The sequence below is a fragment of the Streptomyces sp. NPDC001401 genome, assembly GCF_042895385.1.
Taxonomy (GTDB): domain Bacteria; phylum Actinomycetota; class Actinomycetes; order Streptomycetales; family Streptomycetaceae; genus Streptomyces.
The window spans coordinates 1,382,053-1,407,602 of record NZ_JBIAWI010000001.1 but is presented as its reverse complement, the minus strand read 5'-3'; the positions used below and the strand labels follow the sequence as shown (position 1 = coordinate 1,407,602).

Here is a 25,550-nt window from a genome sequence, read left to right as displayed (position 1 = left end):
GTGAGATGCGATCCGGGAACGGTCTGCTTCCTTTGTGCAGCGTGCAAACCTACTCACGCGTAGAGGTGTTTGTGCCCTTGTGAAGGGCATATATCGGTCACCGCACAACTGCACATGCATGAAGGGAGCCCGCCGTGGACAACGACGTCTCTGCGGGAAGCGGAACCACTACCGTGGTCGGCCGACTCGCCCTGGGTATCACCCTGTTGGCGTTCGGACTCGGATACACCGATGTGATCAATGGCGTGTCGGCCGCTGACGCCGTCTCACTGGCCCACTACGTAGGCGGCGTTGCGCTCTTCGTCGCCGGACTCTTCGCCTTCCGTGACGGTGACTCCGTCAACGGAACGGCGTACTCGGCGCTCGGCGCCCTCTGGTTCACCTGGGCCGTCACCGCCGGCGCGGCGATGTCCGCCAATGCGGCCGGGCTGTTCCTGCTGCTGTTCGCCCTCGTGACGTTGTCGCTCACCCTGGCGGGTGGGGATCAACTCACGCAGGGTACGTACGGGTTGTTCTTCGTCTCCCTCGTGCTTCTCGCGATCGCGCAGTTCGCGACGAGCGGATCGCTCACGAAGGTGGGGGGCTGGTTCGCCGTGGCGGCGGGGGCAGTTGCCTGGTACGCGGCGACTGCGGCGCTGGCTCACTGGCCGACGGTGCTTCCTCGGCGTGCTGCCGGCCGGCGGGTGACGGCCACCGGCTAGCTGCGCAGGCCGGGGGTTTGGGCGGCCCCCGGCGAATGGAGCGGACCCCCCGTGATTGGTGGCATCACGTGGGGGTCCGTTCTGTTTGCCGCTACTCGACCGTCACCGACTTCGCGAGGTTCCTGGGCTTGTCGATGTCCCGGCCCAGCGTCAATGCCGTGTGGTACGCGAGGAGTTGGAGGGGGATGCCCATCAGGATGGGGTCCAGTTCGTCCTCGTTCTTCGGGATGACGATTGTCTGGTCGGCCTTTTCCTGGTGCTGGTGGGCGACAGCCAGGATGCGGCCGCTGCGGGCCTTGATCTCCTCCATGGCGGCGCGGTTCTTCTCCAGGAGGTCGTCGTCGGGGACGATCGCGACCGTGGGGAGGGCCGGCTCGATGAGGGCCAGGGGGCCGTGCTTGAGCTCGGAGGCCGGGTAGGCCTCGGCGTGGATGTACGAGACCTCCTTCAGCTTGAGGGAGGCCTCGCGGGCCACCGGGTAGCCCCGGACGCGGCCGATGAAGAGCATCGAGCGGGCGTCGGCGTACTGCTCGGCCAGCTTCTTGATCTCCTCCTCCTGCGCCAGGATCTCGGTGATCTGGGCGGGGAGCCTGCGCAGGCCCTCGATGATCCGCTTGCCGTCGCGGACCGAGAGGTCGCGGGTGCGGCCCAGGTGCAGCGCCAACAGCGCGAAGGCGACCGTGGTGTTGGTGAAGCACTTCGTCGAGACGACGCAGACCTCGGGGCCCGCGTGGACGTAGATCCCGGCGTCCGCCTCGCGGGCGATCGCCGAACCGACCACGTTCACGATGCCGAAGACCCGCGCGCCCTTGCGCTTCAGCTCCTGGACGGCGGCCAGGACGTCGTAGGTCTCACCCGACTGGGAGACCGCCACGTACAGGGTGTCGGGGTCGACGACCGCGTTGCGGTAACGGAACTCCGAGGCCGGCTCGGCGTCCGCGGGGATGCGGGCGAGCTCCTCGATCATCTGGGCGCCGATCATGCCCGCGTGGTACGAGGTGCCGCAGCCGAGGATCTTCACGCGGCGGATCTGGCGCGCCTCGCGGGCGTCCAGGTTGAGGCCGCCGAGGTGCACGGTGGAGAAGCGGTCGTCGATGCGGCCGCGCAGCACGCGGTCCACGGCGTCGGCCTGCTCGTGGATCTCCTTGTGCATGTACGTGTCGTGGCCGCCCATGTCGTACGAGGCCGCCTCCCACTCCACGGTGGTCGGCTCGGCCGTCGTACGGGTGCCCTCGGTGGTGTACGTCCGGAAGTCGTCGGCCTTGAGGGTGGCCATCTCGCCGTCGTCGAGAGTCACTATCTGCCGCGTGTGGGCGACGAGTGCGGCGATGTCCGAGGCGACGAACATCTCCTTCTCGCCGATGCCGAGGACCACCGGGGAGCCGTTTCGAGCCACCACGATCCGGTCGGGGAACTGCGCATGCATCACGGCGATGCCGTACGTGCCCTCGATCACCCGGAGGGTGTCGCGGACCTTCTCCTCCAGGGTCTCGGCCTGGGAGCGGGCGATGAGGTGGACGAGCACCTCGGTGTCGGTCTCGGAGAGGAACTCGACGCCGTCCGCCTCCAGCTTGCGGCGCAGGTCGGAGGCGTTGTCGATGATTCCGTTGTGGACGACGGCGACCTTGCCCTCGGCGTCCAGGTGCGGGTGGGCGTTCACGTCGGAGGGGGCGCCGTGGGTGGCCCAGCGGGTGTGGGCGATGCCGGTCGTGCCCTTGAAGCGCGCCGGGACCTTGGCCTCCAGGTCGCGGACCCGGCCCTTGGCCTTGACCATCTTCAGGCCTGCGGTCTTCGGGGAGGTGACGACGATGCCCGCCGAGTCGTAGCCGCGGTATTCCAGGCGCTGCAGACCCTCCAGCAGGAGGGGGGCCACGTCACGCTTCCCGATGTATCCGACGATTCCGCACATATATACGTCTTCCTAGCCGTAGACGATGCGACGCAGCTGCCTGAGCGTAAGCTCCGGCGGCGCGACCGCCCGGTATTTCAGGTCCGCCTCGATCCGTTCGAAGATCTCCGCGTTCACCAGGCCCTGGGCCTGCAGCTCGCGGTGGCGGCGACGGACGAACTCCACGGTCGTCTCGTCGAAGTAGGCGAGCACGTCCTGGATCACCCGCAGCGCCTCGCCCCTGCTGAGGGGCGTGGACCGCGTCAGGTGATCAACAAGTTCGTCGTGCACCCGGTAGATCCTGAGGTACCGGAGACCGTTTCGCAAGAATCCTGCCCGATATCGGGCAAGTGACTGTTGATGCTCTTGTGAACCTCTGTTCGCAAGCTGTCCATCCTGAGTCTTGTGCCCCGTTGCTCATGTCGGCGAGTTTCAGACGCCATGGACATACCTCGTATGGGAGTACCGGAGCAGCTGGCCGAGCGCATGAGCATGGCCGAGCAGCACGAGTACCTGCGCGCGAGATTCTCGCGGCGCAACCTGATGAGAGGCGGTGCCGTGACGATCGGCGCCGTCACCGGTGGCGCGTTCGTGCCGGGTGCGGTGGCCCAGGCCGCCGTTCCCACGCAGCGCACCGCCCCCGCCACCGAGACGGTCGACGGCTCGCTCGTCGCCCCGTTCGGCCGCCACCTCGCCTTCGGCAACGACGCGAGCACCGAGATGACCGTCTCCTGGCAGGTGCCGGTTGCGGTGAAGAAGCCCTTCATCCGCATCGGCGCCCACCCCTGGGATCTCTCGCGCAAGATCGAGGCCGAGGTCCGCAGCCTCTACACCCCGGCCGGTGTCGGCACCAGCGCCGACCACACGCAGTACTACATCCACGCCAAGCTCACCCACCTGCGCCCCGGCAAGACGTACTACTACGGCGTCGGCCACGAGGGCTTCGACCCGGCCGAGCCGCACCTCCTCGGCACCCTGGGCACCTTCACCACCGCGCCCTCGCACAAGAAGCCGTTCACCTTCACGGCCTTCGGCGACCAGGGCGTCAGCTACCACGGTCTGGCCAACGACAGCCTGATCCTCGGCCAGAACCCGTCCTTCCATCTGCACGCCGGCGACATCGCCTACGCGGACCCGGCCGGCGCGGGCAAGACCGCCGACACCGGCTTCGACTCGCGGGTGTGGGACCAGTTCCTGTACCAGACCGAGTCGGTCGCCAAGTCCGTGCCGTGGATGGTGAGTTACGGCAACCACGACATGGAGGCCTGGTACTCGCCCAACGGCTACGGCGGCGACGAGGCCCGCTTCACGCTCCCCGACAACGGGCCGGACAAGGCGAACCTCCCGGGCGTCTACTCCTTCGTCCACGGCAACACGGCGATCATCTCGCTCGACCCGAACGACGTGTCGTACGAGATCCCCGCCAACCTCGGCATCTCCGGCGGCACCCAGACCACCTGGTTCGAGGCGCAGCTGAAGAAGTTCCGGGCCTCGAAGGACATCGACTTCATCGTCGTGTTCTTCCACCACTGCGCCTACTGCACCTCCACGGCGCACGCCTCGGAGGGGGGCGTGCGGCAGGAGTGGGTGCCGCTGTTCGAGAAGTACACGGTGGACCTGGTCATCAACGGCCACAACCACCAGTACGAGCGCACCGACGTCATCAAGGGCAACCAGGTCACCAAGAAGCTGCCGATCGGCGAGACCGCCTACCCCGAGACCGAGGGCGTCGTCTACGTGACGGCGGGTGCGGCGGGCCGCAGCCTGTACGCGTTCACCGCGCCGGACTCCTACGAGGGGCACGAGCACGAGGTCGACTCCGTCGCCTCGTTCATCAACACCAAGGACGGCAAGGTCAACGAGACTGTCGCCTGGTCCCGGGTGCGCTACCTCAACTACTCCTTCCTGCGCGTGGACGTCGTGCCCGCGTCGAAGGGGCACTACGCCAAGCTGAAGGTGTCGGGCATCGCCGAGACCGGTGACCGCATCGACCACTTCACGGTGGCGCGCAGGGCCAAGTAGGCATCCATCGGCGGCCTCCGGCCGCGGACGTACGCCCCGAAGGCAGGGTGTACGCGTCGCAGGCGGTCCTCACATGCGCTACATGCGCTTGAGGACCGCCTGTTTGGCCATTGCGAACTCCTCGTCCGTCAGGACGCCCGTGCGGTGCAGCTCGCCGAGTTCGCGCAGCCGTCGCAGCAGCGCGTCGTGGTCGTCCTCGCGCCCGTCGGCGGGGGCGAGCTGTTTGGGGGCGTGATGCTCCAGAGGCGGTACGTCGGTCACGGCCGCCGCCGAGGGATGCGGCAGCCGTGCCTGCACGGCCGCCGCGACCAGCGCCATCAGCGGGTCCTTCTTGAAGCCCCACAGCTCCACGGAGTTGGGGTCGTACTTGGGCGGCGCCTTGGTGGCCGCGCCTCGTACGGTGAAGCGCAGATGCCCGTTCTCCAGGCCGGCCGCAGGCTGCCACTCCACGGCGGCGAGGTCGGTGACGGCCAGCGTGCGGGTGCCGGCGGCGGCCTTGGCGTCCTCCGTCTTCCAGTTCCACTCCAGGCGGATGTGCTCGCCGTCGAAGCTCGCGGTGCCGTCCCCGGCGGAGACGGAGAGCGGGACGGAGGGGCCCGGCAGCAGATACTCCGTCGCCGGGTCGCACGGAACCTCGTCCAGAAGCAAGGCGTTGCGGACCTCGTCCGTGAAGTATTCGGCCACGCCGTACCGGTCGGACTCGACGAGCAGCTGGTAGGGGTCGTTGGGCTCGGTGAGGCGGCCGCCGGAGGCGTGCAGCAGCGGGTCGGCGCCGTCGCGCAGCCGTAGCCTCAGCCGCCCCGACTTCTTGCCCTGCTCGAACGAGATCCCCGCCAACGCGCCCAGCGGGACGACGAGTTCACCCAGGGTCCGGCGGAGCAGGCTGACGTTTCTGTCCCGGCCCGGCGTCAGCCGAAGGGCATCGCCGTCGAAGGCCCACGTGCCGTCCTTCTGGATGATTTCCGCCATGGGGGGATTGTTTCACCGGATCTGCGAGAGAGTGGTCTCTACCAATCCTGGTCAGTGTTGATCACTGTCGAAGGGAGCGCATGTGAGACGGCACCACAGAACGACTCCCCGTATGGCCCGGGTCCTGGGGTCCCTGCTGCTCGTCGCGGCGGCGGGCGCCTTCACCGCCGGCGCGGCAGCGGCACCTCGGGCCGAGGCGTCCCCGCTCGACCGGGTGGTTCCGGCACCCGCGTCGGTCACCCCGGGCGGATCCGCGTACCGCATCACCCGTGACACGGCCATCCGCGTCCCCGACTCCGGCCCGGCCCGGCGGGTCGGCGAGTACCTCGCGGACATCCTGCGGCCCTCCACCGGCTACCGGCTGCCCGTCACCACGCAGGGCGGGGGAGGCATCCGACTCCGGCTGGCGAAGGGCTCGTTCGGCGCCGAGGGCTACCGCCTCGACAGCGGCGGCAAGGGCGTCACCATCACCGCCGCAGCGCCCGCCGGCCTCTTCCACGGCGTGCAGACCCTGCGCCAGCTGCTCCCGGCGGCCGTCGAGAAGGACTCCGTACAGCCCGGGCCGTGGATAGTCGCGGGCGGCACGATCACGGACAGCCCGCGCTACGCCTACCGAGGCGCCATGCTCGACGTCTCCCGCCACTTCTTCACCGTGGCCCAGGTCAAGCGCTACATCGACGAGTTGGCCCTCTACAAGGTCAACAAGCTGCATCTGCACCTCAGCGACGACCAGGGCTGGCGCATCGCCATCGACTCCTGGCCGCGGCTGGCGACCTACGGCGGCTCGACCCAGGTGGGCGGCGGCCAGGGCGGCTTCTACACCAAGGCCGACTACCAGGAGATCGTCCGGTACGCCGCCTCCCGCTACCTGGAGGTCGTCCCCGAGATCGACATGCCCGGCCACACCAACGCGGCCCTCGCCTCGTACGCCGATCTGAACTGCGACGGCGTGGCACCCCCGCTCTACACCGGCACCGACGTCGGCTTCAGCTCGCTGTGCGTCGGCAAGGACATCACGTACGACTTCGTGGACGACGTCATCCGCGAGCTGGCCGCGATCACGCCGGGCCGCTACCTCCACATCGGCGGCGACGAGGCGCACTCCACCAGCCACGAGGACTATGTGAAGTTCATGGACCGGGTGCAGCCGATCGTCGCCAAGTACGGCAAGACGGTGATCGCCTGGCACCAGCTGACCGGTGCCCACCCCGCCAAGGGGGCGATCGCCCAGTACTGGGGGCTGGACGACACCGACGCCGCGGAGAAGGCGCAGGTCGCCAAGGCCGCGCAGAACGGGACCGGACTGATCCTCTCGCCCGCCGACCGGCTCTACCTCGACATGAAGTACACCGAGGACACCCCGCTCGGGCAGGACTGGGCGGGCCTGGTGGAGGTGCGGCGATCGTACGACTGGGACCCTGGCAACTACCTTGCCGGTGCGCCGAGTTCGGCGATCAGGGGCGTCGAGGCGCCGCTGTGGACCGAGACGATCGTGACGAACGCCGACATCGACTACATGGTGTTCCCGAGGCTGGCGGGGGCGGCCGAGCTCGGCTGGTCGCCCGCGTCCACGCACGACTGGGACGCCTACAAAGTGCGGCTCGCGGCGCAGGGGCCGCGGTGGGACGCGCTGGGGATCGGCTACTACCGGTCGCCGCAGGTGCCGTGGCCCGCGAAGTAGGCTGAAACGTGCCGAACGGGCACCCCGGAGGACCGTACTCCGGGGTGCCCGTCCGCCTTGATCAGAACCCCGCGACGGGATTTTTGAGGGTTCCGATCAGCTGGAGGGCGCCCGCCGGGTCGGCCAGGTCGACCATCTGGCGGTTGTTGCGCAGCTGGAGCCGGTTGAGGCAGGACAGCGCGAACTCCGGGGCGAAGATGTCGTACTGCTCGAACTTGTCGGCGAGTTCGGGCACCGACTCCTGATATGCGCGGGTGACCTCCGCGACCGTGCGCCAGAAGTCGTCCTCCGCCAGGATCCCCTCGGCGGCGAGGTTCGCGGCGAGGAAGCGGAAGAAGCAGTCGAAGACGTCCGTGAAGATCGACAGGAGCTTCTTGTCCTCCGGCACCTGCACACGCAGCCGCTCGACCGTCGGCGGCAGCACCGCGTCCGGGTCCATCACGGCGATCTCCTCGGCGATGTCCTTGTAGATCGCGCGCTGGACGACCCCGTCCTTGAGGGCCAGGATCACGTTCTCGCCGTGCGGCATGTAGACCAGGTCGTAGGCGTAGAAGCTGTGCAGGAGCGGGGTGAAGTACGCCCGCAGATAGTGCCGCAGCCACTCGACCGGCGTCAGGCCCGACTGCTCGATCAGCGCGCCCGCGAAGGACGCGCCCTCGTGGTCGACATGGACGAGGGAGGCCATGGTGGCCAGGGACTCGCCCTCCTGGAGGGAGGAGACGGGGCTCTCGCGCCACAGGGCCGCGAGCATCTTGCGGTACGGGGAGTAGCGGTCCGTGGCCTTCTCGTACTCCAGGTGCCGGTAGCCGACGGCCGCCCGCTCGCGGATGATCGTGAGGCCGGTGGACTTCAACACCGGGTCGCCCTCGATCAGTTGGGCTAGCCAGTCGTTGATGGCCGGGGTTGCCTCCATGTAGGCGGCCGACAGTCCGCGCATGAAGCCCATGTTGAGGACGGACAGGGCCGTCTTCACATAGTGCTTCTCGGGGTGCGAGCTGTTGAAGAAGGTCCGGATGGACTGCTGGGCCAGGTACTCGTCGTCGCCCTCGCCCAGGCACACCAGGTGCCCCCGCGCGACCTCGGCGGCGAAGGTGACGGTGAGCTTGTTCCACCACTGCCAGGGGTGGACGGGGATGAGGAGGTGGTCGGCGGGGTCCAGGTCCCGCTCGCGCAGGATGCCGTGGAATCGCTCGACGGTCTGCTCGCCCAGCTCCTCCCGTACGAAGGACTCGTACTCGATCCCGACACCCGCCGTGAAGGCGGCGCGCGACTTGTGCGCGGCCAGCCACACCAGACGGACCGGGCTCGCGGTCTCGGGGGCGTACGACAGGTACTCGTGGATGCCGAAGCCGAGCCGTCCGTTGTTGGCGACGAAGCAGGGGTGGCCCTCGGTCATGCCGGTCTCGATGGCCTGGAAGCCGGATCGTGCCAGCTCGGCGACCGGGATCTGCGGCTTGGTGAGCTTGTAGCAGGTGCCGGAGAGGGTGGAGGAGATCTCCTCCAGATAGACGGGGAGGATCTCGTCGCTCAGGCCCAGCGCAGTCTTCAGCTCGATGAAGAAGTCCAGGGCCGCGAGGGGGAGTTCGGTGCCGTCGCGGTGGCGGGTGATCGAGTCGGCGTCGACCTGCCAGTGGTCGAGGGCGCGGCGGGTGGCGGTGAAGCGGTAGCGGGTCAGGCCGTCGTCGCTGCGGACGACGTACTGATCGCCGTTCCGCTCCGGGGTGATCAGCCGCTCATGGGCGAACTCGGCGAGGGCCTTGCGGATCAGGAGGCGGTTGGCCTTCTCCCAGCGTTCGGGGGAGAGGTGGGCGACGGCGTCGGCGAGGGTCATACCAGCGCCACCGCCTTCTCGAACTGCTCGCGGGTGCAGAAGCTCAGCAACGCCTTCTTCTCCGGCTTCTGGATCTCGTGCTCGGCGACGAATCCGACCGCTTCGTTCAGGGCGTGGACGGCCTTGTTGGAGACGTCCGGCTCGACGACGACGCGTTCCACCGCACGGTCCTCGAAGAGGCGGGCCATCACCGCGGTGATGACGGACTTGGTGAAGCCGTGGACGGGGGTGTCGGTGGCGGGGGTCAGGAAGTGCATGCCGATGTCGCCCGGCTGCGGCTCGTAGAGGCCCACCAGTTCGCGGTGGACGGGGTCGTAGTACTCCATCAGGAAGGCCGGCTCGCCGTCCCGCAGTCCGAGCAGTGCGTGCTGGTGTTCGTCGGCCGCGATCTCCATGTAGGCGCGCTCGACGTCCTCCAGTTTCGCGTCCTGCATCATCCAGAAGGCGGCCTTGGGGTGGGTGACCCAGGTGTGCAGGAGTTCGGCGTCGGTCAGCGGGTCGAGGGGGCGGAAGGTGAAGGTCGTAGGGCTCATGCGGTGAACTCCTGGAACGCGATGGTCTTCTCGACCGGGTAGTACTCGGTGCCGAGCAACTCGCGGATGATGCAGCTGTTGCGGTACGCGCCCATGCCCAGGTCGGGGCTGGTGATGCTGTGGGTGTGGACACCGGCGTTCTGCAGGAAGACGCCCCGGCCGGTCACGTCGATCGCGTAGTTGCGGGCGACGTCGAAGTTGCCGTGCGAGTCGTAGAGCAGCCGGTCGCGTACGGGCTTCAGGAACTCCGGCTCGGCGTACTTGTAGCCGGTGGCCAGGACCAGGCCCTGCGACTCGAGCTCGAAGTCCTTCTCCTGCTCCTCCTGGCGGAAGGCGAGGGTGTACGTCCCGTCTTCGTAACGCGCGCTGTTCAGCGAGGAGTTGGTGAGCAGGCGCGTGGGCACGGGGCCGCCGAGGTTCTTCTGGTAGAGCAGGTCGAAGATCTCGTTGATCAGGTCGCCGTCGATGCCCTTGAACAGGCCCTTCTGCTCGGCCGTGAGCCGGTAGCGGGTGGCCTCCGGCAGCTCCCGGTAGTAGTCGATGTACTCCGGGGAGGTCATCTCCAGCGTGAGCTTGGTGTATTCGAGCGGGAAGAAGCGCGGGGAGCGGGTGACCCAGTTCAGCCGGTAGCCGTGTACGTCGATCTCGCTGAGCAGGTCGTAGTAGATCTCGGCGGCGGACTGGCCGGAGCCGACGATCGTGATCGACTCCTTCTGCTGCAGCTCCGCCTTGTTCTGCACATAGCGGGAGTTGTGGAAGAAGTCGCCGTCCAGGCCGCGCACAGCCTCCGGGTAGTGCGGCGAGGTGCCGGTGCCGAGGACGAGGTGCCGGGCGCGGTAGGTGTCACCGGCCGCCGTCTTCACGGCGTAGAGCCCTTCCTCGTACTGGACTTCCGTCACCGTCGTGTTGAAGCGGACGCTGCTCAGGTTGTTCGCGGCCCAGCGGCAGTAGTCGTCGTACTCGACGCGGAGGGGATAGAAGTTCTCGCGGATGTAGAACGAGTACAGCCGGCCCTTCTCCTTCAGGTAGTTGAGGAAGGAGTACGGCGAGGTCGGGTCGGCGAGGGTGACGAGGTCCGACATGAACGGGGTCTGGAGGTGCGCACCGTCCAGGAACATGCCCGCGTGCCACTCGAAGTCCGGCTTCGACTCCAGGAAGACGCCGTCTAGCTCGTCGATCGGCTCCGTCAGACAGGCCAGCCCGAGGTTGAACGGGCCGAGCCCGATCCCCACGAAGTCATGGGTTCTGGTCGGGTTTTCAGGACGCGCGGTCAAGGGACTCTCCCAGGTACTGCTCGGCGTGGCCGGCTATCAGGTCGAGGACGGCGGCGATGTCTTCGGTCGTCGTCTCGGGGTTGAGCAGGGTGAACTTCAGGTAATGGCGGCCGCCCACCTTGGTGCCCGCGACCACCGCGTCACCGGAGGCGAACAGGGCCTTGCGGGCGTACAGGTTGGCGCGGTCGATCTCGGCCGGGTCGGTGACGGCGGCCGGGATGTAGCGGAAGACGAGGGTGGAGAGGGTGGGCTCCACGACGACGTCGAAGCGCGGGTCGGCGGCGAGGAGCTTCCAGCCGTCGGCCGCCAGGTCGCAGACCTCGTCGAAGAGTCCGCCGATCCCGTCGGCGCCCATCACCCGCAGCGTCATCCACAGCTTGAGGGCGTCGAAGCGGCGGGTGGTCTGCAGGGACTTGTCGACCTGGTTGGGGATGCGCTCGGTGACCATTCGGCGCGGGTTGAGGTACTCCGCGTGGTAGGTCGCGTGGCGCAGGGTCGAGGCGTCCCGCACCAGTACGGCGGACGAACTCACCGGCTGGAAGAAGGACTTGTGGTAGTCGACGGTGACCGAGTCGGCGCGCTCGATGCCGTCGATACGGTCCCGGTACTTGAGCGAGGCGAGCAGCCCGCAGCCGTATGCGGCGTCCACGTGCATCCAGGTGCCGTACTGGGCGCAGAGCTCGGCGATCTCGGGCAGCGGGTCGATGGAGCCGAAGTCGGTGGTGCCGGCGGTGGCGACGACGGCCATGGGGACCAGGCCGTCCTTCTTGCAGCGCTCCAGCTCACGGGCGAGGGCGACGGTCTGCATCCGCTTGTCGTGGTCGACGGGGACGGAGACCACGGAGTCCTGGCCGAGGCCCAGCAGTTTCGCGGACTTCTTGACGCTGAAGTGACTGACCTCGGAGGCGAAGATGCGCAGTTTCGCGATGGTGTCGGTCTTCGCCTCCTCCCTCGCCAGCAGCAGCGCCTGCAGGTTGGACTGTGTACCGCCGGAGGTGAACACGCCGTCGGCGGCCGGGCCCAGCCCGATGCGGGCGGTCGTCCAGTCGATGAGCTTGCGCTCGATCAGGGTGCCGCCGGCCGACTGGTCCCAGGTGTCCAGGGAGGAGTTGACGGCGGACAGGACGGCCTCGCCGAGCACCGCCGGGATGACGACCGGGCAGTTGAGATGGGCGAGGTAGCGCGGGTGGTGGAAGTAGATCGCGTCGCGGAGGTAGACGTCCTCCAGCTCGTCCAGGGCCTCGCCGGTGTCGCCCAGCGGCCGGTCGAGGTCGATGGCGTCGATCCGGGGAGTGAGGGCGTCGACGGTGACACCGGTGAACGGACGGTCGGTGGTGGCGAGTTTGGCCGCCACCCGCTCGACTCCTTCGGTCACGGAGCGGCGGTAGTGCTCCGCGGTCAGGTCATTGAGCAGGTGCGAGCGCATTGAGGGTCCTCCGGTGGGGACGGTCCGTGCGGGCGGGGGCGAGGGACGAAGCGGCCGGTTAACTTAGGTAAGCCTAACCTAAGTCACTTGGGTTTGATCCCGCCCCTCCCGTGACCGCCGTCACTCCTGTTCGCGCAGCTGCTCCTCGCTCAGGCCCCGTCGCCAGTAGCCGACGAAGGTGACCCGCCGCCGGTCGATACCGCGCTCCCCGACGAGGTGCCGCCGCAGCTGCTTCACGCATCCGCTCTCGCCCGCGATCCAGGCGTACGGGTGCTCTGCGGGCGGGAGTTGGGCCGTGCGCAAGGCGTCGAGGGCCATGGGGGACCCCTCGACGTCGCTTGCCTCCCGGACCAGCCAGGTGATCTCGGCGTCGGCCTCGGTCGTCAGGTCCTGGATGTCCCCGGCGTCGTGCACCTCCAGCCAGACCCGGGCACGGGTGCCGGCCGGCAGCGACTCGAGGATCGCCGAGACGGCCGGAACGGCGGTCTCGTCCCCCCAGATCAGCGTCAGATCGGTGTCCGCGGGCGGCCGGAACCGGATCGCCCGGTTGTCCGCGATCGCGGGCCCGAGCAGCACGACGCGATCACCGGCGGCGGCCTTCGAGGCCCACCGCGAGGCGGGGCCGGCCGGGGTGTGCAGGACGAAGTCGATGTCTATTTCGTACGGCTCGTCGGGGCCGCGGCGCAGCGCCCGGAGCGTGTACGACCGCATCACCGCCCGTACGTCGTCGGGGAGTTCACGCCAGGCCTGCCACCAGCCGTCATCGAGCTCGTACGGAACGGCGGGCTCGCTCTGACCGGGCTGCGGCAGGAACAACGAAAGGGACTGGTCGCGTCCGTCGGAGAAGAAGTACTGCAGGTCCTCCCCCACGAAGGTCACGCGGACCAGAGACGGGCCGAGCCGCCTCGTCCGTACGACCTGAAGGGAGAAGAAACGGAACGGGGCGGCTACGGCGGTGGTCATATGTGCTCCCTGTGGTGAGGCGCCCCAAAGGGGCGCGGGGCTGCATCGATATGCGGCTCCGCCGCGTGGGCGCGACCAGCCACGATGGACCCGCAGCTCATCACGGTGCGGTGGGCCTGCGGCGCTGAACCGGCTCTTCCGGAGGAGCGCCTAGCTGACCTTCTTCGCCTTCTCGAGCGCCTCGGCCAAACTTGCGAGCAGCGGCACGCACTTGTCGTAGGACAGGATCGGTTCGGGGGAGCGGGAGATGACCTGCCCGGCCTTGACCGCGGGCAGCTTCTTCCAGGTGGCCTTGGTGATGTCGGCCGGCTGGATGGTCGAGGAGCGGTCGTCCATCATGATGATGTCCGCCGCGTACTTGTCGACGTTCTCCCAGCTCAGCGACTCGAACCAGCCGCCGCCCTTGGCCTTGGCCTTCTCCGGGGGCTCCACGAAGTTCACGCCGAGCGCCTTGAAGTACTCCAGGTCGATCGAGAGGTTCGTGCCGGACACGTAGAAGAGCGCGTCGCTCGCGGAACCGGCCATCACCTTGATGTCGGGCTTGGCCTTGGCGGCCTTGCGCAGCCGGGCGGCGGCCGCCTCGAACTTCTTCTTCGCCTCGGTGACCTTGGCCGCCTTCATGTCCGCGCCGAGCGACTCGGCCAGCGCCCACATGCGCTGCAGCGGCGCGGTCAACTGGCGGTCGTAGACGGAGATGCCGACGCTGGGAGCCAGCTTGGCGATCTTGTCCTTGGAGGCCTCGGGGACGTACCAGAGCGTGCCGGCGTCGTCGAACATCGTGGTGATGAGTACGTCGGGCGCGAGGGCCGCGTACTTCTCGACGTTGAACTGGTCCCAGACGTTGCCGAGGATCGTGACCTTGCTGATGTCCATGTCGCCGGCCTGGACGTCGGGCTTCCCGTCGGTGGTCTTGGTGGGGCCGAAGACGCCCGTGACGCCGATGCCGTAGTCGTGGAGCGCGGCGGCGACACCGGTGAACGCGACGATGTTCGCGGGCACCTTGTCGAGCTTCACCGTCGTGCCGCGGTCGTCCTTGAAGGACCAGGGGCCGGACTTGGCGGCGGTCGTACCGTCGCCGGAGCCCCCGCTTTTCGCGTCGTCGTCCCCGCAGGCCGCGAGCACGGCCCCGAGGCCGAGGGCGCCGCCCGCGGCGAGGATGCCGCGTCGGGTGAGGTGGGTGGCTCTGGCGTTGGACATGCGTGGCCGCTTTCGAACGGGGCGAAACGCCCGCCGGACAGGTTCGAAGGTAGGTTAGCCTAACCTCAGTCGATGTCCAGAGGGGCGGGCGTTCCGGGCCCGAACCTGTGCGCAGCCTGTCAGCCCACCAGTCCCAACTCCCTTGCGATCAGCATCCGTTGGACCTCGCTGGTGCCCTCGCCGATCTCCAGGATCTTGGAGTCGCGCCACATACGGGCCACCGGGTACTCGTTCATGAAGCCGTAGCCGCCGTGGATCTGGGTGGCGTCGCGGGCGTTGTCGACGGCGATGGTGGAGGAGTGGAGCTTGGCGAGCGCGGCCTCCTTCTTGAAGGGGGCGCCGGACACCAGGCGGGCGGCCGCGTCGCGCCATGCCAGACGGGCCGTGTGGGCCTTCATCTCCATGTCGGCGATCTTGAACTGGATGGCTTGGTTGGCACCGATGGGCCGGCCGAAGGCGTGGCGTTCCTTCGCGTACTTCACCGACTCGTCCACACAGCCCTGAGCGAGTCCGGTCGCGAGAGCCGCGATGGCGATACGGCCCTCGTCGAGGATGCGCAGGAACTGGGCGTAACCCCGGCCCTTCTCACCCAGCAGGTTGGCCGCCGGGACGCGCACGTCGGAGAAGGACAGCTCGCGGGTGTCCGAGGCGTTCCAGCCGACCTTCGAGTACGGCGCCGCGACCGTGAAGCCCGGCGTGCCGGACGGGACGATGATCGACGAGATCAGCGGCTTGCCGTCCGGCTTGCGGCCGGTGACCGCCGTCACCGTCACCAACCCCGTGATGTCCGTGCCCGAGTTGGTGATGAAGCACTTGGTGCCGTTGATCACCCATTCGTTGGTCGACTCGTCGAGGCGGGCCGTCGTACGGGTGGCTCCGGCGTCGCTGCCGCCGTCCGGCTCGGTGAGGCCGAAGGCACCCAGGATCTCGCCGGAGCACAGCCGGGGCAGCCACTCCTGCTTCTGGGCGTCGGTGCCGAAGAGGTGGATCGGCATCGCGCCCAGGGAGACGCCCGCTTCGAGCGTGATGGCGACCGACGAGTCCACGCGGGCCAGCTCCTCCAGAGCCACACCCAGCGCCAGATAGTCGCCGCCCATGCCGCCGTACTCCTCGGGGAACGGCAGCCCGAACAGGCCCATGCGGCCCATCTCGCGGACGATCTCGTACGGGAACTCGTGGTGCTCGTAGAACTCGCCGATCTTGGGCGCCACGACGTCGTGCGCGAACTCCTCGACGGTGCGTCGGAGTTCCTCCAGCTCGGGGGAGAGTCGGTAGTCCATGGCTGTGATCACTGCTCCTGGTGGGAGAGGGCGCGGACGGTGCGGGACGGGCTGGGTCGGCCCAGTTGTTCGGCCATCCACACGCTGGTGGCGACGAGGCGGCCGAGGTCGACTCCGGTGTCGATGCCGAGACCCTGAAGCATCCACACGAGGTCTTCGGTGGCGAGATTGCCGGTGGCGGACTTGGCGTACGGGCAGCCGCCGAGTCCGCCGGCGGAGGCGTCGACGGTGGTGACGCCGTGCTGGAGGGCGGCCAGGGTGTTGGCGAGGGCCTGGCCGTAGGTGTCGTGGAAGTGGACGCCCAACTTCTCGACGGGGACGTCCAGTTCGGTCAGCAGGGCTTGTACGTGACCCGGCGTCGCGACCCCGATCGTGTCGCCCAGGCTCAGTTCGTCGCAGCCCATGTCCAGCAGGGCCCTGCAGACCCGGACCACCTGGGGGACCGGGACCGCTCCCTCCCACGGGTCGCCGAAGCACATGGAGAGATAGCCGCGGACATGGACCTGCTGGGACTTGGCGCGGGCGACCACCGGTTCGAACATGGCCAGCGCCTCGTCGACCGTGCGGTTGAGGTTGGCCTTGGCGAAGGACTCGGTGGCGCTGGCGAAGACGGCGACGCGACGGGCCCCGAGCGCCAGGGCGCGGTCCAGGCCGCGTTCGTTCGGCACGAGGGCCGGGAGGTCGACCGGCAGCCCGTCGACCATGGGGAACAGCTGTTCCGCATCGGCCAGTTGGGGCACCCACTTCGGGTGTACGAAGCTCGTCGCCTCGATCGTCGTCAGGCCGGCGTCGGCCAGGCGGCGGATGAACTCCGCCTTGGTCTGGGTCGGGACGATCGTCTTCTCGTTCTGAAGGCCGTCGCGGGCGCCGACCTCGTGGATGCGGACGCGGGCGGGCAGACCGGAAGCCGGTACGACCATGGGGAGCGTCATTTCTCCTCCTCCGCAGGGTTCTCCACCGGGGCAATGACGGCCAGCACCTGGTCCATGGCGACCGTCGTGCCCGGTGTGACGTCCAGTTCGGCGACCGTGCCGGCGTGCGGGGCGGAGATGACGTGCTCCATCTTCATCGCCTCCACGACCAGCAGACTCTGACCTGCACTCACCTCGTCGCCGACGGCGACCTTCACGACCGTGACCGTGCCGGGCATGGGCGCGGTGAGCGAGTCGGCGCCCGCGTGCCGTGCACCCGTGAGGGACGCGGCGACCGGGTCGTGGTCGCGCACGTGCCAGGCGTCGCCGTCCCGGCCGAGCCAGTCGGCGGCGCGGTGGAAGGTGTGGCGGACGCCGTCGAGGGTGACGGAGACGGTGTCGTCGGTGAGGGTGTGGCTGCCGTGCGGCACGTAATGCACGGGGTCCTGCACCCGGAGGTGGAAGCCGACGGGCTTCGCCGCCCCGCCGAGCCGCCAGCCGCTCGGCACGGAGAACGGGTCGGTCCAGCCCTCCGCGCGCGGCTTCAGCGCCTCCAGCCGCACGGCCGCCGCCGCCTCGTACACCTCTTCCGGTACGTCGGCGGAGACGAGTCCGTCCACCTCCCGCTCGACCAGCCCCGTGTCCAACTCGCCGGCGACAACGGCCGGATGGGCCAGCAGCCGCCGCAGGAACCCGGCGTTGGTCTGCACGCCCAGCGTCACCGTCTCCGCGAGGGCGGCCCGCAGTTTCCGCAGCGCCGTCTCCCGGTCCGGCCCGTAGGCGATCACCTTGGACAGCATCGGGTCGTACAGGCTGCCGACCTCCGTGCCCTCGCTGAGTCCGGAGTCGGTGCGGATGCCGTCACCCTGGGGCTCGCGCAGGCGCAGCACCGTGCCGCCCGACGGGAGGAACCCGCGCGAAGGGTCCTCGGCACATACCCGAGCCTCGATCGCATGCCCGGTCAGCCTGATGTCGCCCTGCTTGTACGGCAGTTGCTCACCCGCCGCCACCCGCAGCTGCCACTCGACCAGGTCCAGCCCGGTGACCAGCTCGGTGACGGGGTGCTCCACCTGGAGCCGGGTGTTCATCTCCATGAAGTAGTACGACGACGGGTCCCCGCCCGGCACGATGAACTCCACCGTGCCCGCACCCCGATACCCGCAGGAACGGGCCGCCTGCACCGCCGCCTCGCCCATCGCGGCCCTGGTCTTCTCGTCGAGAAGCACGCTGGGCGCCTCCTCGATGATCTTCTGGTGCCGGCGTTGCAGCGAGCACTCGCGCTCGCCCAGGTGCACCACGTTCCCGTGGCCGTCCGCCAGGACCTGGATCTCGATGTGCCGGGGCCGGTCCACCCACCGCTCGACGAGCAGCGTGTCGTCGCCGAAGGAGGCGCGGGCCTCGCGGCGGGCGGCGGCGATCTCGTCGGCCAGCCTTTCTGCATCCCGCACGAGCCGCATGCCCTTGCCGCCACCGCCCGCCGACGGCTTCAGCAGCACCGGCATCCCGATCTCCCGGGCGGCATCCGAGAGTTGGCCGTCGGAGAGCCCGCTACCGCTGGACCCGGGCACGACCGGCACCCCGGCCGCTTTCACCGTCTCCTTGGCGCGGATCTTGTCGCCCATGAGCGAGATGGCCTCAGCGGGCGGCCCGATGAAGACCAGCCCCGCCTCGGCGCACGCGCGCGCGAAGGCGGCGTTCTCCGCGAGGAAGCCGTATCCGGGGTGCACGGCCTGCGCGCCGGTGCGGGCGGCGGCCTCCAGCAGGCGCTCCACGGACAGATAGCTCTCGGCCGCGGGCGCCGGACCGATCCGTACCGCCGTGTCGGCCTCCCGGACGTGCCGTGCGTCGGCGTCCGCGTCGGAGAAGACGGCCACCGAGCGCACGCCCAGCGAGCGGAGCGTACGGATCACGCGGACCGCGATCTCGCCCCGGTTGGCCACGAGCACTGTGTCGAACATAAGTCCCCTCCTCACATCCGGAAGACGCCGAACTGGGGCTCACCCAGCGGCGCGTTGGCACAGGCGGTCAGGGCGAGCCCGAGCACCTGCCTGGTCTCCAGCGGGTCGATCACGCCGTCGTCCCAGAGGCGGGCGGTGGCGTAGTAGGCGTTGCCCTGGCGCTCGTACTGCTGCCGGATCGGTGCCTTGAAGGCCTCTTCCTCGTCCGCGGGCCAGGACTCGCCGCGCGCCTCCAGCTGGTCCCGCTTGACGGTCGCGAGGACGGAGGCGGCCTGCTCGCCGCCCATGACGGAGATCTTGGCGCCGGGCCACATCCACAGGAAGCGGGGGGAGTACGCCCGGCCGCACATCGAGTAGTTGCCCGCGCCGTAGGACCCGCCGACGACGACGGTCAGCTTCGGCACGCGTGTGCAGGCCACGGCCGTCACCATCTTGGCGCCGTGCTTGGCGATGCCGCCCGCCTCGTAGTCCTTGCCGACCATGAACCCCGAGATGTTCTGCAGGAACACCAGCGGGATCCCGCGCTGGTCGCACAGCTCGATGAAGTGGGCGCCCTTCTGGGCGGACTCGGAGAACAGGATGCCGTTGTTGGCGACGATCCCGACCGGGTGTCCGTGGATCCGCGCGAACCCGGTGACCAGGGTCTGCCCGAACTCGGCCTTGAACTCCGCGAAACGGGAGCCGTCGACCACGCGCGCGATGATCTCGCGGACGTCATAGGGGGTGCGGGAGTCGACGGGGACGGCGCCGTACAGGCCGTAGGGATCGACCTTGGGCTCCGCAGCGGACGTGACCTCCCAGGGCAGCGCCCCGCGCGCGGGAAGCGTCGCGGCGATGTTCCGCACGATCCTGAGCGCGTGCGCGTCGTCCTCCGCGAGGTGGTCGGTCACGCCGGAGACCCTGGAGTGCACCTCGCCGCCGCCGAGCTCCTCGGCGGTCACGACCTCTCCGGTGGCGGCCTTCACCAAGGGCGGGCCGCCCAGGAAGATGGTCCCCTGGTTGCGGACGATGACCGCCTCGTCGCTCATGGCCGGGACGTACGCCCCACCCGCCGTGCACGACCCGAGGACCGCGGCGATCTGCGGAATCCCCGCCCCGGACATGCGCGCCTGGTTGTAGAAGATCCGCCCGAAGTGCTCCCGGTCCGGGAAGACCTCGTCCTGCATGGGCAGGAAGGCGCCCCCGGAGTCGACCAGGTAGATGCACGGCAGACGGTTCTCCAGGGCCACCTCCTGGGCGCGCAGGTGCTTCTTCACCGTCATCGGGTAGTACGTGCCGCCCTTGACGGTGGCGTCGTTGGCGACGACCACGCACTCGCGCCCGCCGACCCGCCCGATCCCGGCGATGACTCCGGCGGCCGGGGCCGCCCCGTCGTACATCCCATCGGCGGCGAGGGGCGCCAGCTCCAGGAAGGGCGACCCGGGGTCGAGCAGGGCGTCCACCCGGTCCCTGGGCAGCAGCTTCCCGCGTGCCGCATGGCGGGCCCGCGCCTTCTCGCCGCCGCCGAGCCGCGCGGCGGCCAGCTTGCCGCGCAGCTCCTCGACGAGCGCCCGGTGCGCCGCCTCATTGGCCCGCCAGGCCTCCGACGCGGGATCTGCCGCGCTCGTCAGCTCCGGTGCCTCTTGCATCCTGCGGTCCCCTCACCCAGTGGTCGACTGTTAATGAGCGTTAACCATTTCCTTCAGGTTAACGACCGCTAACCTCCCTGTCTAGAATTGCTTCCATGGCCACCAGAACCGACGCCCCCACCCGCCGCGAGCAGATCCTGAAGGAGGCCGCGCGGCTGTTCGCCGAGCGCGGTTTCCACGGGGTCGGAGTCGACGAGATAGGTGCCGCGGTCGGCATCAGCGGCCCGGGCCTCTACCGCCACTTCGCCGGCAAGGACGCGATGCTCGCCGAGCTGCTGGTGGGGATCAGCGGCCAGCTGCTGACCGGTGCCAAGCGGCGGCTGGCGGAGGCGGACGGGGGTTCGGCGGAGGCGGTCCTCGACTCGCTCATCGAAGGGCACATCGACTTCGCGCTCGACGACCGCCCCCTGATCACCCTGCACGACCGTGAGCTGGACCGCCTCCGGGACAGCGACCGCAAGCTCGTACGGCAGCTGCAGCGGCAGTACGTCGAGCTGTGGGTGGAGATCCTGCGCGAGGTCTACCCCGGCCTGGCGGAACCCGCCGCCCGCTCGGCCGTGCACTCCGTCTTCGGCCTTCTGAACTCCACCCCGCACCTGGGCCGCCCCGGCTCGCTGCCGGGGCGCGGGGCGACGGCGGAGCTGCTGCACCGGATGGCCAGGGGGGCCTTCGCGGCGGCCGGGGCGGAGTGACGAGCGTTACGGGATCACCTCTGGACGCCTCTCCTTACCCGCCGGTACCTTGATGTTCTGAGCAAGCGCTTAGACATGGACCCTTTGAGTCAGGTGGAGGTGGCGGCGGTGCGCCGTACGGTGTTCAACGAGGACCACGAGGCGTTCCGGGAGACCCTGCGCGCCTTCATCGAGGCCGAGGTCGTCCCGGTCTACGACGAGTGGTTCGCCGCCGGCCAGGCGCCGCGCGACTTCTACTACAAGCTCGCCGAGCTCGGCATCTTCGGCATCCGCGTGGACGAGGAGTTCGGCGGCGCCGGCATCGACTCGTACAAGTTCGAAGCCGTGATGTACGAGGAGACGGCCCGCGCGGGCGTCCAGTTCGGCGGCTCCGGTGTGCACGTGCTGCTCGGCCTGCCGTACATCAAGATGCTCGCCACCGACGAGCAGAAGAAGCGGTTCCTGCCGAAGTTCGTCTCCGCCGAGGAGATGTGGGCCCTCGCGATGACCGAGCCGGGCACCGGCTCCGACCTCGCGGGCATGAAGACCACCGCCAAGCTCTCCGAGGACGGCACGCACTACGTCCTCAACGGCTCCAAGACCTTCATCACCGGTGGCGTGCACGCCGACCGCGTGATCGTCTGCGCCCGCACCGCCGCGCCCAGCGCCGAGGACCGCCGCCACGGCATCTCCCTCTTCGCCGTGGACACCAAGTCCGAGGGCTACTCCATCGGCCGCAAGCTCGACAAGCTGGGCCTGAAGACCTCCGACACCGCCGAGCTCGCCTTCGTCGACGTCAAGGTGCCCGTCGAGGACCTGCTCGGCGAGGAGAACAAGGGCTTCTACTACCTCGGCCACAACCTCGCCTCCGAGCGCTGGGGCATCGCCTTCGGCGCCTACGCGCAGGCCAAGGCCGCCGTCCGGTTCGCCAAGGAGTACGTCCAGGAGCGCACCGTCTTCGGCAAGCCCGTCGCGTCCTTCCAGAACACCAAGTTCGAGCTGGCCGCCTGCCAGGCCGAGGTCGACGCGGCGGAAGCGGTCGCCGACCGTGCGCTCGAAGCCCTCGACGCCGGTGAGCTGACGCCCGCCGAGGCCGCCAGCGCCAAGCTGTTCTGCACCGAGGTCGCGCACCGCGTCATCGACCGCTGCCTCCAGCTGCACGGCGGCTACGGCTTCATGAACGAGTACCCGATCGCCCGCCTGTACGCGGACAACCGCGTCAACCGCATCTACGGCGGCACCAGCGAGATCATGAAGACGATCATCGCCAAGGACATGGGTCTGTAAGACCGGCGAAACCCAAGAAAAAGACTGGCGGGTACAACTGTCTGCCATGAGCCAGGCACTACAGGGTCTCCTCGATCTGCTCGACCTCGAGCAGATCGAGGAGAACATCTTCCGCGGCCAGTCCCGGTCCGCCGTCGTCCCGCGCGTCTTCGGCGGACAGGTGGCGGCCCAGGCGCTGGTCGCCGCCGGGCGTACGGTGCCCGCGGACCGGCACGCCCACTCCCTGCACGCGTACTTCCTGCGCCCCGGGGACCCGGGCGCGCCCATCGTGTACACGGTCGAACGCATCCGTGACGGCCGCTCCTTCACCACCCGCCGGGCGATCGCGGTCCAGCACGGCAGGCCGATCTTCGCCCTGTCGGCGTCCTTCCAGGTGTACGAGGACGGCCTCGACCACCAGACCCCGATGCCACCCGCGCCCGACCCGGCCACGCTGCCCACCTCCCAGGAGCGGCTGCGCGGCTACGACCACATCGCCCCCGAGGTCGTGGAGAAGTTCCTGGAGGCGCGCGAGGCCGTCGATCTGCGATACGTCGAGGAGCCGCCGTACGGGAAGTTCGGCGAACCGCGCGAGCCGCACTCCCAGGTGTGGTTCCGCACCAACGGCAAGCTCGCCGACGACCCCCTCCTCCACGTCGTCCTCGCCACCTACGTCTCCGACATGACCCTCCTCGACTCGGTCCTCCTCGCACACGGCCGGGGCGGCTGGGCCGTCGGCGACGTGGTCGGAGCCTCCCTCGACCACGCCATGTGGTTCCACCGGCCCTTCCGCGCCGACGAATGGCTGCTCTACGACCAGGAGTCGCCGACGACCCACGGCGGCCGCGGGCTCGGCCAGGCCCGCATCTACACGCAGGACGGTCAGCTCGCGATCTCGGTGATCCAGGAAGGCCTGGTCCGGGTTCCGCGCTGACGGAAAGTCACGCCAACAGGCCCGCCGCCTCCAGCAGATACGCCGTCATCGGGTCGTAGTAACGCGGGCTCGGCACATGGTCGTCGAGCGGGACCGTCACCTGTACGGTCCCCTCCGCCTCGGCGAGGAAGAGTGCCGGGTCGTTGGAGTCTGCGTAGCCGACCGAGTCGATGCCGTGCTGGCCGGCGTAGCCCGCCCAGCCGTGGTCGGCGACGACCAGGTCGGGGAGGGGGCGGCCCTCGTTCTCGAGTGCCGTGAGGATGGCCTTCATCGGCTCGCCGGAGTGGGTGTGCCACAGGGTGGCGCCGTGCTCGAGGACTGCCACGTCCGCGAGTTGCCAGACGTACCCCTCGTCCGTCTGCAGCCCCTCCGGGATCACGACGATCTCGCAGCCGGCGGTGCGCAGGGCGGCGGCCGTGGCGCGGTGCACGTCGAGCAGGCCGCCCGGGTGGCCGGTCGCGAACAGCACCCGCTGCTGCCCGTCGGCGGCCTTGCGCAGCCGGGCCGCCATGCGCTCCAGACCGTCGACCGTCAGCTCGGGGTCGATGGTGTCCTGGCCGTACCGGTACTCGGGATCGTCGTTCACACCCACCCGCTCCGCCATCACCGCGAGCACGTCCTGCTCGTCGGTCCACCGGTCGCCGAGTTCCAGGCCGAGCCAGAAGTTGCGGACGCCGTTCGCGAGCTGGCGGTAGTGGGAGAGGTTGTTCTCGCGCGGGGTGGCGACGTCGCCCGCGATGCGGGTCTTCACGAGGTGTTCGACGAGCTCGGCGCGGCTGGGTGTCCGGGGTATCGGCATGAAACCCATTGTGAGGCAGGTGACTGTGCGAATCCCTGGCGTCCGGCGCGCTGGGACGCGAGTCACGTACTCATCCTCATGGGCCTCCGTACCTATTGCCGCCGCAGCGCGAACCACAGCTCCATGCGTACGTCCGGGTCGTCCAGGTCCGTGTCGAGGAGCGCGGCGCAGCGGGTGATGCGCTGGCGGACCGTGTTGCGGTGGACGGACAGGGCGACGGCCGTACGGTCCCAACTGCCGTGCAGGGACAGCCAGGTGCGCAGCGTCTCGGTCAGCGCGGGGGTACTCGCGATCGGGGCGAGGAGCGTGCGGGCGTGCGTCGCGGCCTCGTCCGGCGGCAGCAGGTCGGCGAGTCCGGCGCGGTCGCCGTGCCGCACCAGGGCCGCGCGGGTGGCACGGGCGCGGGCCAGCGCGCGGGCGGCCTGCGTGTCGGCGGACGGCCACGCGGGCGGGGCGACCGCGGCGCTGACGCCCAGCGCCCAGCCCGGCTGCGCGGCCGGTTCGCGGTCGGCGGGCACCAGGACCCGTACGACGTCGTCCGCCAGGTCGACCAGCGGCGACCCGAGGGCCGCGCCCAGCGCCGAGGCGGCCACCGGGTCGGGCGCCTGCGCATCCGGCCGGGCATGCACCACGAGCCACGGCCCGGACCCGAGGAGGGCGGCCACCTCGGCCGGCGGCGCCCCCAGCAGCAGCCGTACCAGCGCCGACGACCGCGCCGCCCCCGTGCCGCTCTGGTGCTCGCCGGTGAGGAGGGAGAGCAGCACGGCGGCGACGGAGGCGATGGTGTGGTCGCCGGGTTCGCGCTGCGGCGCGGCGACCCCGAGTGCGAAGCCCTGACCGGCGCCGAGGGCGTAGGCGGCGAGGTGGGTGCCGGCGGTGCTGTCGGTGGCGGAGGTGGGCGTGCCCGGACCCGAGGGACGTACGACCTCCGCGAGCCCCGCCAGCGCTTCCCGCACCGCGGCGGCCGGCCCCCGCCCCGCCGACGCGACTTCCGCGCCCTCCGGCCCGTACAGCACCGCCCAGCCGCCCACCCGCTGGGCCAGCTGCCGCAGCACCGACGGCACCGGGTCCGGGCGGGAGGCCGCCGCCGCGAGGCTCTGCTGGGCCTCCGTCACACGGCGGAGCTCGGCGAGGCGGGCCTGGGCCATCAGCTGCCAGACGGCGCGGGCCACACCGGAGAACGTGGTCTGCGGAGGTACCTCGACAAGCGGGAGCTCGTACGCGTCGCACGCCGCAACCAGGGCGCGCGGCACCGTGTCGTGCACGGGAGCCAGCCCGAAGCCGAGGGCCGCGCCGCCCGCCGCGACGATCCTCGACACGTAGTCGTCGAAGTAGGTGCCCGAGCCCGCCGCCTCCGGGATGTGGACGCCCGCCGTCAGCAGCAGCTCGCCCCCCAGCAGATACGGGTACGGGTCGGCCATCTCCGAGGTGTGCGCCCAGTGGATCACGATGTCGGGGTCGGCCGGCCCCGCGATCTGCCGCAGGGCCAGGTCCTCACGGGCCAGGAGCGACGCGAGGGGCACGGGTGGAGTAGGGGGAGTGGAGGGAGGAACAGAGGGAGCAAGGGGATCCGGCATGGTGTGCGTTCCCTCCACCTCGTACGGCTCGAATGGATGAA

The 25,550-nt window shown here is 69.6% G+C and carries 21 protein-coding genes; 6 read left to right on the top strand and 15 right to left on the bottom strand.

Features of this window, described 5'->3' with window-relative positions; all coding sequences use genetic code 11:
- Nucleotides 1-134 precede the first annotated feature (134 nt).
- Nucleotides 135-701, top strand: a complete 567-nt coding sequence (locus ACFY10_RS06440; protein WP_390663890.1) for a GPR1/FUN34/YaaH family transporter — start codon at nt 135-137, stop codon at nt 699-701.
- A gap of 91 nt (nt 702-792) precedes the next feature.
- On the opposite strand, the gene glmS is transcribed toward ACFY10_RS06440, so the two are convergent.
- Both glmS and ACFY10_RS06430 read right to left on the bottom strand, forming a co-directional pair.
- Complete coding sequence (gene glmS, locus ACFY10_RS06435; RefSeq protein WP_390663889.1) at nt 793-2,610, bottom strand: glutamine--fructose-6-phosphate transaminase (isomerizing); 1,818 nt, start codon at nt 2,608-2,610, stop codon at nt 793-795.
- A 12-nt stretch (nt 2,611-2,622) separates the two neighbouring features.
- Nucleotides 2,623-2,880 (bottom strand): hypothetical protein, encoded by a 258-nt coding sequence (locus ACFY10_RS06430; RefSeq protein ID WP_099929091.1) that lies wholly within the window; start codon nt 2,878-2,880, stop codon nt 2,623-2,625.
- 165 nt (nt 2,881-3,045) lie between these two features.
- Between ACFY10_RS06430 and ACFY10_RS06425 the strand changes: the two genes are divergently transcribed.
- Nucleotides 3,046-4,611 carry a purple acid phosphatase family protein gene (locus ACFY10_RS06425; protein ID WP_390663888.1) on the top strand — a complete coding sequence of 522 codons (1,566 nt, stop codon included), beginning with the start codon at nt 3,046-3,048 and terminating at the stop codon, nt 4,609-4,611.
- A 78-nt stretch (nt 4,612-4,689) separates the two neighbouring features.
- Here ACFY10_RS06425 and ACFY10_RS06420 read toward each other — a convergent pair whose 3' ends face one another.
- Nucleotides 4,690-5,580, bottom strand: a complete 891-nt coding sequence (locus tag ACFY10_RS06420; RefSeq protein ID WP_390663887.1) for a DUF4429 domain-containing protein — start codon at nt 5,578-5,580, stop codon at nt 4,690-4,692.
- 82 nt (nt 5,581-5,662) lie between these two features.
- On the opposite strand from ACFY10_RS06420, the gene ACFY10_RS06415 reads away from it, so the two are divergent.
- A complete protein-coding gene (locus ACFY10_RS06415) occupies nt 5,663-7,261 on the top strand; it encodes a beta-N-acetylhexosaminidase (RefSeq protein WP_390663886.1) in 1,599 nt (532 codons plus the stop codon).
- Between the two features lie 61 nt (nt 7,262-7,322).
- Here the strand turns inward: ACFY10_RS06415 and ACFY10_RS06410 are convergent, their stop codons facing one another.
- From ACFY10_RS06410 to ACFY10_RS06365, 10 genes are all read right to left on the bottom strand, one after another.
- The gene (locus tag ACFY10_RS06410) at nt 7,323-9,092 is read right to left on the bottom strand and encodes an IucA/IucC family protein (protein WP_390663885.1); all 1,770 of its coding nucleotides are present in this window, start codon (nt 9,090-9,092) and stop codon (nt 7,323-7,325) included.
- The gene (locus ACFY10_RS06405) at nt 9,089-9,625 is read right to left on the bottom strand and encodes a GNAT family N-acetyltransferase (protein ID WP_390663884.1); all 537 of its coding nucleotides are present in this window, start codon (nt 9,623-9,625) and stop codon (nt 9,089-9,091) included. The genes ACFY10_RS06410 and ACFY10_RS06405 overlap by 4 nt, the downstream gene beginning before the upstream one ends.
- A complete protein-coding gene (locus tag ACFY10_RS06400; RefSeq protein WP_390663883.1) occupies nt 9,622-10,899 on the bottom strand; it encodes a lysine N(6)-hydroxylase/L-ornithine N(5)-oxygenase family protein in 1,278 nt (425 codons plus the stop codon). The genes ACFY10_RS06405 and ACFY10_RS06400 overlap by 4 nt, the downstream gene beginning before the upstream one ends.
- Entirely contained in the window at nt 10,883-12,325 is a 1,443-nt protein-coding gene (desA, locus tag ACFY10_RS06395; protein WP_390663882.1) for a lysine decarboxylase DesA, read from the bottom strand. Before desA ends, ACFY10_RS06400 begins: the two co-directional genes overlap by 17 nt.
- A gap of 120 nt (nt 12,326-12,445) precedes the next feature.
- Nucleotides 12,446-13,288, bottom strand: a complete 843-nt coding sequence (locus ACFY10_RS06390; RefSeq protein WP_390663881.1) for a siderophore-interacting protein — start codon at nt 13,286-13,288, stop codon at nt 12,446-12,448.
- Between the two features lie 150 nt (nt 13,289-13,438).
- A complete protein-coding gene (locus tag ACFY10_RS06385) occupies nt 13,439-14,485 on the bottom strand; it encodes an ABC transporter substrate-binding protein (protein WP_390663880.1) in 1,047 nt (348 codons plus the stop codon).
- 119 nt (nt 14,486-14,604) lie between these two features.
- Nucleotides 14,605-15,765 carry an acyl-CoA dehydrogenase family protein gene (locus ACFY10_RS06380; RefSeq protein WP_390663879.1) on the bottom strand — a complete coding sequence of 387 codons (1,161 nt, stop codon included), beginning with the start codon at nt 15,763-15,765 and terminating at the stop codon, nt 14,605-14,607.
- Nucleotides 15,766-15,773: 8 nt separating this feature from the next.
- Nucleotides 15,774-16,697 (bottom strand): hydroxymethylglutaryl-CoA lyase, encoded by a 924-nt coding sequence (locus tag ACFY10_RS06375; protein ID WP_390663878.1) that lies wholly within the window; start codon nt 16,695-16,697, stop codon nt 15,774-15,776.
- On the bottom strand, nt 16,694-18,634 hold the full coding sequence (locus ACFY10_RS06370) for an acetyl/propionyl/methylcrotonyl-CoA carboxylase subunit alpha (RefSeq protein WP_390663877.1): 1,941 nt from the start codon (nt 18,632-18,634) through the stop codon (nt 16,694-16,696). The genes ACFY10_RS06375 and ACFY10_RS06370 overlap by 4 nt, the downstream gene beginning before the upstream one ends.
- Before the next feature lie 11 nt (nt 18,635-18,645).
- On the bottom strand, nt 18,646-20,262 hold the full coding sequence (locus ACFY10_RS06365) for a carboxyl transferase domain-containing protein (RefSeq protein ID WP_390663876.1): 1,617 nt from the start codon (nt 20,260-20,262) through the stop codon (nt 18,646-18,648).
- A 95-nt stretch (nt 20,263-20,357) separates the two neighbouring features.
- On the opposite strand from ACFY10_RS06365, the gene ACFY10_RS06360 reads away from it, so the two are divergent.
- The 3 genes from ACFY10_RS06360 (at nt 20,358) to ACFY10_RS06350 (ending at nt 23,133) form a co-directional block, all read left to right on the top strand.
- Nucleotides 20,358-20,954 carry a TetR/AcrR family transcriptional regulator gene (locus ACFY10_RS06360; RefSeq protein ID WP_390663875.1) on the top strand — a complete coding sequence of 199 codons (597 nt, stop codon included), beginning with the start codon at nt 20,358-20,360 and terminating at the stop codon, nt 20,952-20,954.
- Between the two features lie 108 nt (nt 20,955-21,062).
- The gene (locus tag ACFY10_RS06355; RefSeq protein WP_381131784.1) at nt 21,063-22,220 is read left to right on the top strand and encodes an acyl-CoA dehydrogenase family protein; all 1,158 of its coding nucleotides are present in this window, start codon (nt 21,063-21,065) and stop codon (nt 22,218-22,220) included.
- Nucleotides 22,221-22,266: 46 nt separating this feature from the next.
- Entirely contained in the window at nt 22,267-23,133 is an 867-nt protein-coding gene (locus ACFY10_RS06350; RefSeq protein WP_390663874.1) for an acyl-CoA thioesterase, read from the top strand.
- Nucleotides 23,134-23,140: 7 nt separating this feature from the next.
- Here the strand turns inward: ACFY10_RS06350 and ACFY10_RS06345 are convergent, their stop codons facing one another.
- The gene (locus tag ACFY10_RS06345) at nt 23,141-23,932 is read right to left on the bottom strand and encodes a phosphatase (protein ID WP_390663873.1); all 792 of its coding nucleotides are present in this window, start codon (nt 23,930-23,932) and stop codon (nt 23,141-23,143) included.
- Nucleotides 23,933-24,024: 92 nt separating this feature from the next.
- Nucleotides 24,025-25,509 carry a PucR family transcriptional regulator ligand-binding domain-containing protein gene (locus tag ACFY10_RS06340; protein ID WP_390663872.1) on the bottom strand — a complete coding sequence of 495 codons (1,485 nt, stop codon included), beginning with the start codon at nt 25,507-25,509 and terminating at the stop codon, nt 24,025-24,027.
- Nucleotides 25,510-25,550 lie beyond the last annotated feature (41 nt).